The 14,647-nt window shown below is 66.3% G+C and carries 17 protein-coding genes and 1 pseudogene; 8 read left to right on the top strand and 10 right to left on the bottom strand.

Annotation, left to right across the window (positions count from 1 at the left end; all coding sequences use genetic code 11):
• Positions 1 to 11 precede the first annotated feature (11 nt).
• Complete coding sequence (locus ACZLZQ_RS22755; protein ID WP_472951412.1) at positions 12 to 1,040, top strand: DUF2125 domain-containing protein; 1,029 nt, start codon at positions 12 to 14, stop codon at positions 1,038 to 1,040.
• Here ACZLZQ_RS22755 and ACZLZQ_RS22750 read toward each other — a convergent pair.
• From ACZLZQ_RS22750 to pheA, 5 genes are all read right to left on the bottom strand, one after another.
• Positions 1,037 to 1,357, bottom strand: coding sequence for a type II toxin-antitoxin system RelE/ParE family toxin (locus ACZLZQ_RS22750; RefSeq protein ID WP_472951410.1), 321 nt, complete (start codon positions 1,355 to 1,357; stop codon positions 1,037 to 1,039). The two genes, ACZLZQ_RS22755 and ACZLZQ_RS22750, sit on opposite strands and share 4 nt — an antisense overlap.
• Entirely contained in the window at positions 1,344 to 1,634 is a 291-nt protein-coding gene (locus ACZLZQ_RS22745) for a ribbon-helix-helix domain-containing protein (RefSeq protein WP_472935829.1), read from the bottom strand. The genes ACZLZQ_RS22750 and ACZLZQ_RS22745 overlap by 14 nt, the downstream gene beginning before the upstream one ends.
• Before the next feature lie 135 nt (positions 1,635 to 1,769).
• Positions 1,770 to 2,726, bottom strand: coding sequence for a prephenate/arogenate dehydrogenase family protein (locus tag ACZLZQ_RS22740; RefSeq protein WP_472951408.1), 957 nt, complete (start codon positions 2,724 to 2,726; stop codon positions 1,770 to 1,772).
• Positions 2,723 to 3,832, bottom strand: a complete 1,110-nt coding sequence (hisC, locus tag ACZLZQ_RS22735) for a histidinol-phosphate transaminase (RefSeq protein WP_472951406.1) — start codon at positions 3,830 to 3,832, stop codon at positions 2,723 to 2,725. Before hisC ends, ACZLZQ_RS22740 begins: the two co-directional genes overlap by 4 nt.
• Before the next feature lie 45 nt (positions 3,833 to 3,877).
• The gene (gene pheA, locus ACZLZQ_RS22730) at positions 3,878 to 4,684 is read right to left on the bottom strand and encodes a chorismate mutase (protein ID WP_472935826.1); all 807 of its coding nucleotides are present in this window, start codon (positions 4,682 to 4,684) and stop codon (positions 3,878 to 3,880) included.
• Between the two features lie 164 nt (positions 4,685 to 4,848).
• Between pheA and metX the strand changes: the two genes are divergently transcribed.
• The 4 genes and pseudogenes from metX to ACZLZQ_RS22710 form a co-directional block, all read left to right on the top strand.
• Positions 4,849 to 6,030: a homoserine O-acetyltransferase MetX gene (metX, locus tag ACZLZQ_RS22725; RefSeq protein ID WP_472935825.1), complete on the top strand. Its 1,182-nt coding sequence runs from the start codon at positions 4,849 to 4,851 to the stop codon at positions 6,028 to 6,030.
• Positions 6,027 to 6,680 carry a methionine biosynthesis protein MetW gene (gene metW, locus ACZLZQ_RS22720; protein ID WP_472935824.1) on the top strand — a complete coding sequence of 218 codons (654 nt, stop codon included), beginning with the start codon at positions 6,027 to 6,029 and terminating at the stop codon, positions 6,678 to 6,680. The genes metX and metW overlap by 4 nt, the downstream gene beginning before the upstream one ends.
• A gap of 120 nt (positions 6,681 to 6,800) precedes the next feature.
• A complete protein-coding gene (locus ACZLZQ_RS22715) occupies positions 6,801 to 7,046 on the top strand; it encodes a BrnT family toxin (protein WP_472951404.1) in 246 nt (81 codons plus the stop codon).
• Positions 7,047 to 7,052: 6 nt separating this feature from the next.
• Positions 7,053 to 7,259, top strand: a pseudogene (locus tag ACZLZQ_RS22710) (BrnA antitoxin family protein); the annotation flags it as partial.
• A 60-nt stretch (positions 7,260 to 7,319) separates the two neighbouring features.
• Here the strand turns inward: ACZLZQ_RS22710 and ACZLZQ_RS22705 are convergent.
• The 3 genes from ACZLZQ_RS22705 to ACZLZQ_RS22695 form a co-directional block, all read right to left on the bottom strand.
• A complete protein-coding gene (locus ACZLZQ_RS22705; RefSeq protein ID WP_472951402.1) occupies positions 7,320 to 8,303 on the bottom strand; it encodes an aldo/keto reductase in 984 nt (327 codons plus the stop codon).
• Between the two features lie 267 nt (positions 8,304 to 8,570).
• Complete coding sequence (locus ACZLZQ_RS22700; RefSeq protein WP_472951401.1) at positions 8,571 to 9,734, bottom strand: N-acetylmuramoyl-L-alanine amidase; 1,164 nt, start codon at positions 9,732 to 9,734, stop codon at positions 8,571 to 8,573.
• A 311-nt stretch (positions 9,735 to 10,045) separates the two neighbouring features.
• Positions 10,046 to 10,789, bottom strand: a complete 744-nt coding sequence (locus ACZLZQ_RS22695) for a class I SAM-dependent methyltransferase (RefSeq protein WP_472935819.1) — start codon at positions 10,787 to 10,789, stop codon at positions 10,046 to 10,048.
• A 216-nt stretch (positions 10,790 to 11,005) separates the two neighbouring features.
• On the opposite strand from ACZLZQ_RS22695, the gene gloB reads away from it, so the two are divergent.
• Positions 11,006 to 11,770 carry a hydroxyacylglutathione hydrolase gene (gloB, locus tag ACZLZQ_RS22690; protein ID WP_472951399.1) on the top strand — a complete coding sequence of 255 codons (765 nt, stop codon included), beginning with the start codon at positions 11,006 to 11,008 and terminating at the stop codon, positions 11,768 to 11,770.
• Positions 11,770 to 12,216 (top strand): cupin domain-containing protein, encoded by a 447-nt coding sequence (locus ACZLZQ_RS22685; RefSeq protein ID WP_472935817.1) that lies wholly within the window; start codon positions 11,770 to 11,772, stop codon positions 12,214 to 12,216. Before gloB ends, ACZLZQ_RS22685 begins: the two co-directional genes overlap by 1 nt.
• Before the next feature lie 33 nt (positions 12,217 to 12,249).
• Here the strand turns inward: ACZLZQ_RS22685 and yddG are convergent, their stop codons facing one another.
• Together yddG and ACZLZQ_RS22675 are read right to left on the bottom strand one after the other, a co-directional pair.
• Positions 12,250 to 13,149, bottom strand: coding sequence for an aromatic amino acid exporter YddG (yddG, locus tag ACZLZQ_RS22680; RefSeq protein ID WP_472951573.1), 900 nt, complete (start codon positions 13,147 to 13,149; stop codon positions 12,250 to 12,252).
• A 91-nt stretch (positions 13,150 to 13,240) separates the two neighbouring features.
• Positions 13,241 to 14,023 carry a DUF3108 domain-containing protein gene (locus ACZLZQ_RS22675; protein WP_472951397.1) on the bottom strand — a complete coding sequence of 261 codons (783 nt, stop codon included), beginning with the start codon at positions 14,021 to 14,023 and terminating at the stop codon, positions 13,241 to 13,243.
• 263 nt (positions 14,024 to 14,286) lie between these two features.
• On the opposite strand from ACZLZQ_RS22675, the gene rpmB reads away from it, so the two are divergent.
• The gene (gene rpmB, locus ACZLZQ_RS22670) at positions 14,287 to 14,589 is read left to right on the top strand and encodes a 50S ribosomal protein L28 (protein WP_472935815.1); all 303 of its coding nucleotides are present in this window, start codon (positions 14,287 to 14,289) and stop codon (positions 14,587 to 14,589) included.
• The last annotated feature ends 58 nt before the right edge of the window (positions 14,590 to 14,647 follow it).

Genomic DNA, 14,647 nt, shown 5'->3' with positions numbered 1-14,647 from the left:
GAGGATAGAGCATGGCCCCGTCAAGCTTGCCGGTGAAAAACCGGTCGTTTCGCCCTTTCGTCTGGATCGCGCTCGTGGCGGTGCTTCTGGCGGCGGCCCTGTCCGGTGCCTGGTACTATCTGGCCAACCAGCTCGACCGCGCGGTCCGCGCCGGGATCGAGACGGCCGGCGGGCAAGGGGTGCGGATCGGCTGCGAGAATCAGAGCGTCTTCGGCTACCCCTTCCGGCTCGGCCTTCGCTGCGACGCGCTCGACATCGACGCGCCCGAGAAGAATTTCCGCGCCGATGGCGGCGCTCTGCGAACGGCGGCGCAGATCTACCAGCCGAACAAGGTCGTCGCCGAGCTCGACGGACCGCTCACCATCGCAGCAAGCGGCATGCCGCCCTTCGAGGTGACCTGGGCGCTGGCGCAGTCGAGCACCAGCTTTTGGACCGCCGGCATCGACCATTTCGCTTTGGTGCTGGAAGCGCCGAAGATCGCGCTCAACCAGCCGGCCGGTGCCCGCCAGCCGATGGTGCAGTCCGACCATGTCGAGGTGCATGCCCGCCGCCGCGATGGAGCGCTCGACGTCGCCGTCACCGACAGAGGCATCCGGCTGATGGCCCCACAGCTGGCCGCCGTTCCCGCCTTCGACGTTGCGGCCGACGTCACGGTGGAAGGCGCAGCCGACTGGCTGGCAGGTCAGCGCGAGGGCCAGACGCTCGGTGACGCCCTCGCCGGCAAGTCCGGCGCGATCCGCACCCTCTCGATCGTCCTCCCAGGCGCTGCCGGCAGCGCCACCGTCTCCGGCCCGTTCAGCGTCGATACGGAGAAGCGCGTCTCGGGCGACTTCACCGTGGTGGTCGCCGACGTCGAGGGCGTCGTCTCGCTGGTTACTGCCGCCGCACCGCAGCTCGCGCGCCTTGCCTCCACCGTCGCCTCCGGCATCGCCTTCGCCGGCCGCACCGAAAACGGCAAGACGACGATGCAGATCACCGTCCGCGACGGCAAGGCGGCACTCGGCATGATCCCGCTCGGGCGGATTCCGCGGTTAGATTAAGACGCGTCTTCGCTTGGCCGGTACAACACTTCGTAGTCCCTGCCGCCGTAGAAGACGTTCGAGATGACGACGACGTCAGTCAGGCAATAGAAAATTACCGCTACTCGCTCGAAGGGAACGGTGCGCAGCCCCGGCGCTAGATCATCGCGCGGTCGACCCCCATGCGGCGCATCACCGATTTTCTCGCAGCGCGCCAAAATACGGTCGACAAAGCGACGGGCGACGATCGCACTGCCGCTGCGTTCCGTGACGACGGTCAGTATCCGCTGGACGTCTGCGTTCGCTTCAGGTCGATAGACGACTTTAGCGCGCCACATGGCGCGAACTTAGCGCCCGTTCTTCTATGAAACGCTCGAGTTCTGCTTCGACTTCGGCCCTTGTCAGATTTGGGCGAGGGTCGGCGAGCGAGCGATGGATGCGTTCCCGGATTGCGTCCAGACGCTCTATGTTCTCGATACGCCCGCGCTGCCAGACGCGCACAGCATCCTCAAGCGCGTCTGATGTCGACCCGAACTCGCCCGCGTCGACCGCTTCGTGGACAAGCCGCATTGTTTCCGATTTAAGCATAATGCGATCGTTGTCGGTTTCAGGCATGGAGTGACCTTTCCCTGCCATTGTGCGTACCCATCATTCCGGACGATCGGCATCAGTGCTGACACAAGACCGCGAAGCGACACGACGAAACCACCGATACGTATCTTGGTCAACTGGGGTCGGCCGTTGGCAAATTTACCTCTTGGGCTCGCCGTCCTCGTTCCACACGTCCCGTCGGATCGGCTGGCGGCCGAAGTTCGGCTCGTTGGTGTCTTGACCGGCCTCGACGATCGAGCGGCGGATGGCGCGGGTGCGGGTGAAGAGGTCGAACAGGGCGTCGCCGTCGCCCCAGCGGATCGCGCGCTGCAGCGAGGCGAGGTCCTCCGAGAAGCGGGCGAGCATTTCCAGCACCGCGTCACGGTTGTTGAGGAAGATGTCGCGCCACATCGTCGGGTCGGAGGCGGCAATGCGGGTGAAATCGCGAAAGCCGGAGGCCGAGAACTTCACCACTTCCTGCTGCGTCACCGTCTCGAGATCGGCAGCCGTGCCGACGATGTTGTAGGCGATGAGGTGCGGCACATGGCTGACGATGGCGAGGACGAGGTCGTGGTGCTCCGGCGTCATCACCTCGACCCGCGCGCCACAGGCGCTCCAGAAGGCGCGCAGCCGGTCGACCTCGGCGCCATCGGTGTCCGGCACCGGCGTCAGGATGGTCCAGCGGTTTTCGAAGAGGGTCAGGAAGCCCGCATCCGGTCCGGATTCCTCGGTGCCGGCGATCGGGTGGGCGGGAATGAAATGGACGTTCGCCGGCAGGTGCGGCTGCATCTGCTCGACCACCGAGGCTTTGACGGAGCCGACGTCGGAAACGATGGCGCCGGGCTTCAGCGAGGCCGCGATCGCCTGCGTCACCGCACCCGAGGCGCCGACCGGCACCGAGAGGATGACGAGGTCGGCATCCCGCACCGCCTCGGCGGCCTCCGCGTGGTAGCTGGTGCCGAGATGCAGTTCCTCGGCGCGCGCGAGCGTTGCGGTGCTGCGTGTCGAGATCGCGACGTGCCGGGCAAGGCCTCTGTCGCGAATGTTGATGGCGATCGACGAGCCGATCAGGCCGATGCCGATCAGCGCGACGCGCTCGAACAGGGGCTCGCTCATGCCGGTGCCTTGCCAAGGAATTCGCGCAGCGTCTCGACGACGCCGCGGTTGGCTTCCTCGGTGCCGATGGTCATCCGGAGCGCGTTGGGGAAGCCGTAGCCGGCGACGCCGCGCAGGATGTAGCCGCGTGCGGTGAGGAAGGCATCCGCCTCGACCGCGCCGAAGCCCGGCGTGTCGGGGAAATGGACCAGCAGAAAGTTGGCGACGCTCGGCGTGACCTCAAGGCCGAGCGCGGTCAATTCAGCCGTCAGCCAGTCCAGCCATTCATCATTGTGCGCGACGGCTTTCTCGACATGGGCGCGGTCGCGGATCGCCGCCGCGCCCGCCGCGATGGCGAGGGCGTTAAGGTTGAACGGCCCGCGAATTCGGTCGAGCGCGTCGATGATGGCGGTGGGCGCGTACATCCAGCCGACGCGGAGCGCCGCAAGGCCGTGGATCTTCGAGAAGGTGCGCGTCATCACGACGTTCTCCACCTCCGACACCAGCTCGATGCCGGCCCCATAGTCGTTCTTGCGGACGTATTCGGCATAGGCGGCGTCGAGCACCAGGATGACGTGCGGCGGCAGGCCGGCCTGCAGGCGCCGCACCTCGTCGAAGGGGATGTAGGTGCCGGTCGGGTTGTTCGGATTGGCGAGGAACACCAGCCGCGTGCGCTCGGTGACGCAGGCGAGGATGGCATCGACGTCGGCGCGCGCATCGGTTTCCCGGGCGATCACCGGGGCGCCGCCGGCGGCGCGGATGTAGACGTCGTAGACGCTGAAACCGTGCTCGGTGTAGATGGCCTCGTCGCCCGCCGCGAGGTAGCCAGCGCAGAGGAGGCCCAGCACCTCGTCCGAGCCATTGCCGCAGAAGATGTTGGCCGGGTTCAGCCCGTGTGTCTCGGCGATCGCCTGCTTCAGCGCCTTCGCCTGCGGATCCGGGTAGAGCTCGAGATGGTCGAGGCTCGCCTGCATCGCTTCCCGTGCCTTGGGCGAAGGGCCGATCGGCGTCTCGTTGGAGGACAGCTTGTGGAGCTTCACCCCGGCTGGGGCCGCGCTCTTGCCGGGGACATAGGCCGTGATGTCCATGATGCCGGGCTTGGGAACCGGCCGCAAAACGGGTGCCATGTCAGTGTCCTTGAACTCTGTGAGAAGCGCGCGCGGGGCGGCTGTTCAGGCGTCGATGCCGAGCGGTGCCGCATACCCCCCGACGGCGGCGATGTCGAGACCTGCCGCCGCGGCCATCGCCGCGCTGGCCGTGCCGCTGTCGGGCGCTGCCATCAGCGTCGAGACGTGATCGCCGTCGCGGTGGCTGGCCAACCTCTCGGCGCCGAGCGTTGCGACAAGGGCATCGACCGCCCCAGACTGGCCTCGGACCGCGTAGCAGGCGATCTCCGGCGGCACCGGATCGGCCAGCGGCGGGGCCAGCACCAGCGCCGGCACGCCGGCCTCGCGACGACCGGCCTCGAAGAAGGGCAGGCGGGCGACGATCTGCGCCGTGCGCAGCCGATCCCACCAGGCGCCGGCCTCCTCCTGCAGCAGGATAACGCCGAGCCGGTCGCCGCCTTCCTCCATCCAGGCGACGACGTCGCCGGCGGCCGGGCACGCCTTAAGCGGCACCGAGAAGCCGAAAGTGAAGCGTGCTGCCTCGACCGCGGCCACCGGGTGGCCGCCCAGCGAAACCGCGACGTCGAACGGCGCCTGCAGCGCCGTGAAGGTCGAGATGATCTCGCGCCAGAGGTGTTCGATCGCCGTCAGCGGCAGATGGCCCTGATGGCGGGCGGCGAGCCGGCGCATCATGTCGGCCTCGCGCCCCGGGCGGAAGGCGGCGCCGTTGCGTGCCGTACCTTTCACCTGGATCAGCTCGTCGATCACCATCGCCCGCTGCATCAGCAGTCGGTGCACGGACTCGTCGATCGCGTCGATCTTGGCGCGGAGTTCCGCCAGCCTCGAAGGGTCTGACGCCGTGGCGACCGTCATCGTCTCACCTCTGGATTGGATCCTGTCGGCGGTTCTTCTATCGGCGCAACCGCGAACTTGCAAAGCCGCGTGCCGTCCTGTGGCACGCACGGCACCGCCCGATGCTTGCGTCCGCGCCGCGCGCATGGTGATTGTCGCGACCGACCGAGCAAAGATCGACCGATATGACCGACACCATCTCCCGGGACGAGACCGAGGACGCCGCCCGCCGCGAGGCCCGGCACCCGTCCAGCCTCGTCGCACGTTTCGGCCCGGACGAGCCGCTGCGGCTCGATGCGGGCCGCGACCTCGCGCCGTTCCAAATCGCCTATACGACGCACGGCGCGCTGAATGCCGAGCGCTCGAACGCCATCCTCGTCTGCCACGCGCTGACCGGCGACCAGTATGTCGCGAGCACCAATCCGGTCACCGGCAAGCCCGGCTGGTGGAGCGCGCTGGTCGGTCCGGGCCGGCCGATCGATACCGACCGCTACTTCGTCGTCTGCTCCAACGTCATCGGCGGCTGCATGGGCTCGACCGGACCGGCCTCGATCGATCCGGCCAGCGGCGAGCCCTACGGCATCGATCTGCCGGTGCTGACCATTCGCGACATGGTGCGGGCGCAGGCGATGCTGGTCGACCGGCTCGGCATCGACACGCTGTTCGCCGTCGTCGGGGGCTCGATGGGCGGCATGCAGGTGCTGGAATGGACGGTGAGCTACCCGCACCGGGTGTTCGCCGCGCTGCCGATCGCCACCGGTGCCCGGCATTCCTCGCAGAACATCGCCTTCCACGAGGTCGGCCGGCAGGCGGTGATGGCCGATCCCGACTGGCGGCAAGGGCGCTACATCATCGAGGGCACGCGTCCGCACAAGGGGCTCGCCGTCGCGCGGATGGCCGCGCACGTCACCTATCTCTCGGAGGCCGCGCTGCAGCGCAAGTTCGGCCGCAATCTCCAGGACCGCACGCAGCTCGGCTTCGGCTTCGACGCCGACTTCCAGATCGAAAGCTATCTGCGCCACCAAGGCATGACCTTTGTCGACCGCTACGACGCCAACTCCTACCTCTACATGACGCGGTCGATGGACTATTTCGACATCGCCGCGGAGTTCGGCGGCAGCTTAGCTGAAGCCTTCCGCAACACGACGACCCGCTTCTGCCTCGTCTCCTTCTCCTCCGACTGGCTGTTCCCGACCGAGGAGAACCGCGCCGTGGTGCATGCGCTAAACGCGGCGGCCGCTTCCGTCTCCTTCGTCGAGATCGACACCGACCGCGGCCACGACGCCTTCCTTCTGGAAGAGCCGCGTTTCTTCGAGGCGATCGATGGCTTCATCTCGTCGGCCGCTCGTCTGAGAGGTCTCGCATGACCCCGATCCAGCCGCCTCTTCCGACCAGCGCCACCGTCGCGGCCGAGGCCGAGACACGTATCGACCTGCAGCTGATCGCCGATCTCGTCACGCCGGGCAGCCGCGTCCTCGACGTCGGCTGCGGCGACGGGGCGCTGCTGCAGCTGCTGCAGGAGCGGCGCAAGGTCGACGGTCGTGGTATCGAGCTCAGCCAGGCCGGCGTCAACGAATGCGTCGCCCGCGGCCTGTCGGTGATCCAGGGCGATGCCGACCGCGACCTCGTCTACTACCCCGACGATGCGTTCGATTACGTCATCCTGTCGCAGACCATCCAGGCGACCCGCAACCCGAAGATCGTGCTGCAGGAGCTCTTGCGGATCGGCGAGCGGGCGATCGTCTCCTTCCCGAACTTCGGCCACTGGTCGATCCGGCTGTCGCTCGGGCTGACAGGCCGCATGCCGGTCACGAAGAACATCTCCTATTCCTGGTACGAGACCCCGAACATCCACTTCTGCACCATGCGCGACTTCGTCGAGCTGACCGAAGAGATCGGTGCCCGCATCGAAACGGCCGTGGCGATCAACGGCACCGGCCAGAAGATGGGCATGCGGATGCCCTGGGCGTTCTGGAACCTGTTCGGCCAGCAGGGTGTGTTCGTGCTGAGCCGGTAGGGTGCCGTTTGTCCGAAAGGACGCACAAAGGACGCTCTATCTTTTTGAGTCTAGAGCATCTTTCCTTGATTGAGTGAGTCCATCCAATGGCAGGATGCTCTTGGGGCGACAGGGGCTGCCATGGTCGTCAGCTTCGATCCGGACAAGGACAGGGTGAACGTCGCGAAACACGGCATTTCACTCGCCCGGGCGGTAGACTTCGCCATCGAGGCCGTCGTGGCGGACGACCGCTACGACTACGGCGAGGCGAGTCCCGTTTCCGCGCCTACGGCCAGGTCGACGGAATCGACCACTGCCTTGTCTATGTCCTGCGCGAGGGACATATTCGGGCGATCGGCCTGCGCCGGGCGCATGCGAGAGAAATGAAGCGCCATGTCCCGCGATCTTGAACCGATCATCGATGACGAGAATCCGGAGTGGACGGACGGCGACTTCCGGCGTGCCGTGCCGGCCAGCGGGTTGCCGGCAGAGGTTCTGGCGGCTTTTCCGAATACGAAAATTGCTGGCAGGGGCGAAGAGACGGAGCTCGTGTCAATTCGGCTGAGCAGAGACGTGCTCCATCACTTCAGATCATCCGGACCCGACTGGCGAGGGAAATCGATGCCGCGCTCAAGGCATCGATTTCCGCAAAGCCGTCTGTCAGAGATTGACCGCCTTCATCCCCGCCTCCGGATACCGCGTCCCGGCCGTCGCGTCCTTGTGGAAGGCCGCACCCAGCTCCTCCAGATCCGCCTCCGACAATTCCACCCGTGCCGCCGCGACGTTCTCCTCGAGGTAGCTCACCCGCTTGGTCCCCGGGATCGGCACGATGTCGTCGCCCTGCGCCAGCACCCAGGCCAGCGCGACCTGACCGGCCTTCACGCCGTTCTTGGCGGCGATCGATTCCACTAGTTCGACGAGCTTCAGGTTGCGGGCGAAATTCTCGCCGGAGAAGCGCGGCGAGCCCTTGCGGAAGTCGCCTTCGGCCAAATCCGCCTCGGACTTGAACTTGCCGGTGAGAAAGCCGCGGCCGAGCGGCGAATAGGGCACGAAGCCGATGCCGAGCTCGCGCACCGTTGGCAGGATCTCCTCCTCCGGCTCGCGGCTCCAGAGTGAATACTCCGTCTGCAGCGCGGCGATCGGGCGCTCCTTGTGGGCGCAGCGGATGGTCTCGGGCGCCGCTTCCGAGAGGCCGAGATGCAGGATCTTTCCCTCGTCCTTCAGCCGGCCCATCATGCCGACCGTCTCCTCGATCGGCGTGTTGGGGTCGACGCGGTGCTGGTAGTAGAGGTCGATCACCTCGACGCCGAGCCGCCGGAGGCTCGACTCGCAAGCGCTGCGGACATATTCCGGCCGGCCGGAAATGCCGAGCCGCTCGCCTTTCGGTCCGCGCACATTGCCGAATTTGGTGGCGAGCACGACGTCGTCGCGCCGTCCCTTGATCGCTTTGCCCACCAGCTCTTCGTTCTTGCCGACGCCGTACATGTCGGCGGTGTCGAGGAAGCTGACGCCGAGCCCGATCGCCCGCTGGATCACCTTCATTGATTCGGCGTCGTCGCCCTCGCCATAGAATTCCGACATGCCCATGCAGCCGAGGCCGAGGGCCGAGACGTCGAGATTGCGGCCGAGTGTGCGCTTTTCCATGGATGAACCTTCCTGTGGTCGGATGAAGGTTCAAGTAGGGCGACGCGGTCATCCGTCATCCTACAACGCCGCCCGTGCGATAAGGCGCACGGCGTTGCCGGGGCGCGGTTCTCAGGAGGACGCTGTAGATCCCATGCTTCCGATGTTCGAGTGGATCTTCTTTCGCAAGGCCGCAAAGTGCTGATGCCGCTTCGCACGAAGGACGCTGTTCTGTGTCTCTTCTCCGGCTGTCGCTCCTCTTCGTCCCTTGCCGCAACGTCCACTTAGTCAGTTGATCCCCACGGACGTCATCCACTTGTGAAGCGCCCCTTTCTGCACGTCGCAGGACTTGCCGGCACCGCCACCGAAATCCTGGAACAGATCGCCGCAGCAACTGGTGTCTTTGACGCAGCAATGCGGGATGACGCCATCCTTGTCGACGTTGTACTCCGCCATAAGCCAGGCGATCAGCGCCGCCGATGTCTTGGCCTGCGCGCCGGTGATTCGATCGCCCGCGGCGGCCACGTGCTCGATGCCGATGGACCGGGCGTTCATATCGGCATTGCCTGCGTGCCACGCGCGGTCGCTGTCGTTGACCATCTGAACCAGCGCGCCGTCCTGCCCCACGATGTAATGGGCAGAGGTGCGCGGGCTGCCATGCTTGAACCAGGAGATTGATCCCTCGATGTTTCTGGACGTCGTGTAGTGAATGACGACCCGGTCGATATCCCTGTTGTTGCGGCTGGACTGGTGGGAGGTGGGCTCCCACCGATGGACGATGGGCTTCGCGAAGGTATCGGCGTCCGGACCGCAGCTCTCGCAGACTGCGCCAGCCGGCGTTTCAGGTGGTTGCCCAGCCTGCGTCCTGTCGAGCGCCAGTGCCGGCGCAACGACGAAGCCCTGCGCGAAAGCCAAGGCCTTGTTCCAGCGGTTGACCAGACCGTTCCAGAAAATGCTGCCTTCGTCGCGGTGGACCACTTTGCGCTCGTAGTCTTCACGGGCCGCCCGCAGCGCAGTGAGAAAGGCGTTGGGGTTCCTCTTCCGGTTAGCGATGGCAGCCTTGCTTAGCGGGCCGATATCGCCATCGTCCTCAACTTCTACCGCACGTTGTAGTATTCGTGCAGCGCCCCGCGGGCCGCGGTTGAAGGTGCAGTCTCGGAGATAGCATTCGATGGCGAACACGTCGCACCAGGGCGACACCACATCGGTAAACTTGGCGATGATCTCGATCGCCTCGCTTTCGGCCTGATCGTGTTTTCCTTCCCCGATCAGAGAGGCCAGCCGCGCGGCCTCGTCCGGATGGTATTTCTCGTTAATACCGGCGACTTCGTAGGTGCCGCCGCCGTCCTCTATGGGGAGGTGGTAGACGGCGAGATGGCCGCGCGCATCTCTCCGGGCTTCGAAGTTCAGAATGGATTTTGCGGATTCAAGGCGCTGCTCTGGCGTACCCATAATGAGCTCCATTAAACGGCCAAGACTGATAAGTGGACTGCAATCCATGATTGCACAGTGCGCTCGCAGCGTCCATGAACCTTCCCTTGGGAAATGTGTATCCGGCCAAGCGTCTTCGGCGGGCGCGCACCATGAGCGCGTCCGCGACAATGCGGAGACGGGCGTTTCGCCAAGCCGCAGCGCATGTGTCCAGGGTGGCGTGGATGCTTGGGTAAGGTCTGACCTACCGCTTTGAAGGATGCCGCCGGCACTCACTAGAGCGCCAAGCGTCCGTAAAGACGCACAAAGGGCGCTCTATCCTTTCGGATGCTCTAGCGCCGGTGCGCCCCGGCGCCCTGCGGCACCAGCACGGGCTTCACCACCCGTCGCCGCTCGCGCCGCACTGACGCCACCGGCACGCCGCGATAGACCTGCTTGGTCGCCTCGATCAGGATGACGCCGGAAAACAGCGGCCAGAGCTTGCGCCCGAAGCGCTCGAGCGCCGGGGCGAGGCCGAGGAGCGTGCGGCGCTGGAAGGGCGGAAAGAGCAGCGCGTCGGACCAGGCGGTCGGCGTGAACATCGCTTCCCGCAGAAGCCGCAGCAGCTGTCCGCGCGACCACGGCCGGCCGGAACCGAAGGGCGTGTGCTCGAAGCGCGTCCAGACGCCGCGCCGGTTCGGCACGACGATGACGATGCGCCCGCCCGGCGCCAGCACCCGCCAGCATTCGCTGAGCATGTCGAGCGGGCTCTCGGCAAACTCCAGCGCGTGGACGAGGAGGATGCGGTCGATCGCGGCGTCGCCGAGCGGCAGTTCCTCGGCCCCGACCAGAGCAGTGCGCGACGCCGCGCCGAGCGGCCAGTTCACCGCGCCTTGGCTCGCGGGCATGAAGGCGAGCGCGCGTTCGCAATCGGCGGAGAAGCGGTCGAGATAGGGCAGGGCATAGCCGAGGCCGAGGAGGCGCTCCTGTGGGATCGGCTGCCACATCGGCGTCAGCCCGGCGGCGATCGCCCTTTGCGCGGCCTGACCGAGGCGGCCCGAATAGAAGTCGCGGAGATCGACGATATCGGCATTCATGCTCAGCGGGGCTGCTCCGGCGGATGCGGTCCCCCGTCTATAGCCCCATCCGTGCAGCGCCGGGTGAAGAAAACTTCATCCGCCGGCGAACCACCTGAGTTCGCTGCGGGAAACAGCGGAGCGTGGCCGGCCCTCTTCGCCGGCTGAGGAAAGGCGCACTCCCCGGATCGGCATCGCGCGCTAGCTCCTGTCGCATCCTCCCTCCAAGGAACCGACATGGCCGACATCGACATCCGCCAGTTCATGTGCCGAAGCGACAATTTCGGCGTCCTCATGCACGACGCCTCTTCCGGGGTGACGGTCTCGATCGACGCGCCGGAAGAGGCCCCGATCGTGGCGGTGCTGGAAGCCGAAGGCTGGACACTGACGCACATCCTGACGACCCACCACCACACCGACCATGTCGCCGCCAACGAGGCGCTGAAGGCCGCCTATGACTGCGAGATCATCGGTCCGGAGAAGGAGAAGGCGAAGATCCCCGGCATCGACCGCACCGTGACCGGCGGCGACCGGCTGACCCTCGGCGCCATCGACGTCGAGGTGATCGACACGCCCGGCCACACTCTTGGCGAGGTCTCGTACTACCTGTCGGGGGCGAAGGCGCTGTTCGCCGCCGACGCCTTGTTCTCGCTCGGCTGCGGGCGGCTGTTCGAGGGAGATGCTGCCATGCTGTGGACCTCGCTGCAGCGGCTGCGGGAGCTGCCGGACGACACCGCGCTCTACTGCGGACACGAGTACACGACCACCAATGCGCGGTTCTCCGTCGATGTCGACCCCGGCAACACCGCGTTGCGCAACCGGGTGGAGGAAGTTGAACGGCTGCGCATTGCGGGAAAGCCGACATTGCCGGTCCCGCTCGGCCAGGAAAAACACACCAACCCCTTCCTGCGCGCCGACAATCCCGACCTGATGGCCGAACTCGGCACCGCCGACCCGGTCGCGACCTTTGCCATGCTGCGTGAAAAGAGGAACGGCTACTAATGAGCTCCAAGGCGCTTTCGATCGTCCGCCAGTTCGGCCTTAAACCCCATCCGGAGGGCGGCTGGTACCGTGAGAGTTTTCGCGACGAGGCGGTGGACGAGTCCGGCCGTCCCCGCTCGACCGCGATCTACTACATGCTGGAGGCCGGGGAGACGTCGGAGTGGCACCGCGTCACCGATGCGGCTGAAGTCTGGCATTGGTATGCCGGCGCGCCGATGGTGATCACCCTCTCGCCGAACGGCCACGACGCCTCCGCTCACCGGCTCGGGCCGAATTTTTCCGAGAACGAAATGCCGCAGCTCGTTGTACCGGCCGGCGCGTGGCAGACGGCCACCACGCTCGGCGAGTTCACCCTCGTCGGCTGTACGGTCTCGCCCGGCTTCCAGTTCGAGAGCCTAGAGATGGCACCGCCGAACTGGCGCCCGACGCCGCGCCCGCGCCGCTGACGAGAACGCTGTGCGACGCGCGGTTGCGAGATTTCAGGAAACTGCAGAGCGTTTGTCGAAGAGCCGCTTGAACAGCGGCAAGGCAGCAAGGGCGGCGCCGACGGTGATCAGTACCGCGGCGCCAACCACGGCGCCGGTGATCTCGGCTTCGCCGGCCAGCACCAGGACAAGCGTCGACAGCAGCGGCGCGGCGTAGCTCGCCGCGCCCAGCAGCTGGATGTCGCCGTGCTTCACGCCATGGTCCCAGACGTAGAAGGCGGCACCCACCGGCAGGAGGCCGAGCAGCAGTACCGCGCCCCATTGCCCCGCATCCGTTGGCCAGACCGTCGTCTCGAGGGCGAGGTGGGCTATCACCGAAAGCAGCGCCGTCGCCGCGCAGAAGCCGGTGACGATTTCGCTCGGCACGTCGCCGAAACGGCGCGACAGCAGCGAATAGGCCGACCAGAACAGGGCGCACAGCGCGGCGAGGCTGTAACCGAGGGCGTATTTGCCGGAGAAGCCGGCATCGCCCTTGCCGAGGATGATCAGCGCCGCGCCACCGAGCCCGAGCAGCGCGCCGGCGAAATGGTACCAGCGCAGCCGCTCGCCCGGCAGCAGCGCCGAGCCAAGCACGATCAGCAGCGGCCAGAGATAGGCGATGAGGCTCGCCTCCGCCGCCGGCGCGTTGCGCAGGGCGGCGAAATAGAGCGCGTGATAGCCGAACAACCCGACGATGCCGAGGCCCCAGACTGCCGGTGGCTGGCGAAAGGTCGTCGCCAGCGGCGTGCCGTCGCGGTTGCGAAAGGCAAGCCAGCCAAGCCCGACGAGCGTGCCGATCGCGAAGGTCATCGCGTTCATCTGGAACGGCGGCACCGCGCCGCTGCGCGCCGTCAGCATCGCCAGCAGCGACCACATCAGGACGGCCGAAAAGCCCAGCAATGTCGCCACGGTGATTCCCTCGGATTCGCGTGGCTTCGGCTATAGAGGCGGGGAGGCGGAGTGAGAAGGGGCGGCCAGTAAGCGGGCGACCCATCCCGCCCTGCCACTATCCCTTCGCGAAGGTCGCGGCGCGGAAAGTGAGGGGACCGATCTCGGTGGGGATGCGGGCGTAGACCGGGGCGAAGATGCCGGTCGTGCCGATCGGCGCGAACCAGAGCTCGATCGTCTGGCGCTGGATGAACTTCACGCCCTTCGAGGTCGCGCGATAGCCGCTGACCGGGCTGATGCGGACGTTGCAGGCGGTGACGTCGCCGGAATAGCCGTCGGTGGTGAAGGTCTTGGTGCCAGCCGGCGACAGCACGAGGTCGAGCCGCGACCAGCCGTCGAAGAACGGCAAGGTGCGGTCGCAGAGCGTTGTCGGCTTGCCCTTCAGCATCAGCCCGCTCAGCGGGTCGACCACCGACAGAAGGTGTTTGGGCGAGACCGGGACGTAATCCTTCTTCGGCTTGGTGATCTTTGGTGCGATATCCACCGAGGCGACGCGGCCGCTGCGGAAGGTGACGTCGCTGCGATAGGTCTTCTTGTCGCTGGAATAGTCGAGGCCGTAGCTGGTGGCGAGCACCTTGTCGCCTTTGATCGTGCCGCTGACGGAGCTGGTGCCGGCGACTTTCGAGAAGATGTCGGCAAGGCCGGTCGAGCCGAGCGTGCCCTTGATGCTGTAGCGGCTGCCGTCGATCGTGGTATCGAAGCTGGCGCGGCCGACCGGCAGGCCGATCAGCGAGACGTTGTAGCGCGAGGAAACAGTCTGCGCGGCGGCCTCGGCTGGCGCCAGCGGCGCCAAGGCGAGCGCGGCGAAGAGAGCGGCGGTCGCCCTGTGGAAATGCGTCATGCCGTGGCTTCCCGGAGTGTCGACGAAATCGGCTGCGCGCCGCGTCAGCCCATGCGTGCCATGTTCCCTGGCGGATGAATAGGGCTGAATTCTGCCGTTAGGGCGTTTTCGCGGGCGGCGCCGAGGCGTCGTCGGGTTGACGAAGCGCCGGTGTCGGATTATAGCACGCACCAATTCCGATCATGCCTCGTGGACGATGATCGCGCCGTGTTCCTATCGGCGGCGCTCCGCGATGGCCGTTTCGAGCTTGAAAGGTGTAACCCATGTCGCGCGCTTGCGAACTGACCGGCAAGGCCGTCCAATACGGCAACAATGTGAGCCACGCGAACAACAAGTCGCGTCGCCGCTTCCTGCCGAACCTGTCGGTTGTCACGCTGATCTCCGACGCCCTCGGCCAGCGCATTCGTCTTCGCGTCTCGGCCCATGGCCTGCGTTCGGTCGAGCACCGCGGCGGCCTCGACGCCTTCCTCATCAAGTCGAGCGAGCTCGAGCTGTCGCAGAAGGCCCGCCTTCTGAAGCGCCAGATCGCCAAGAAGCTGGCCGAGACCACCACGGTCGCCGCTTGAGCCTTTCGGTCTCGACTTAAGTTTTTGAACCGGGTGCCGAAAGGCGCCCGGTTTTCTG

This window comes from Mesocryomonas lacus, assembly GCF_055730105.2.
Note: the sequence above shows the minus strand (reverse complement) of the source record. Positions and strands in the feature narration are given on the sequence as shown.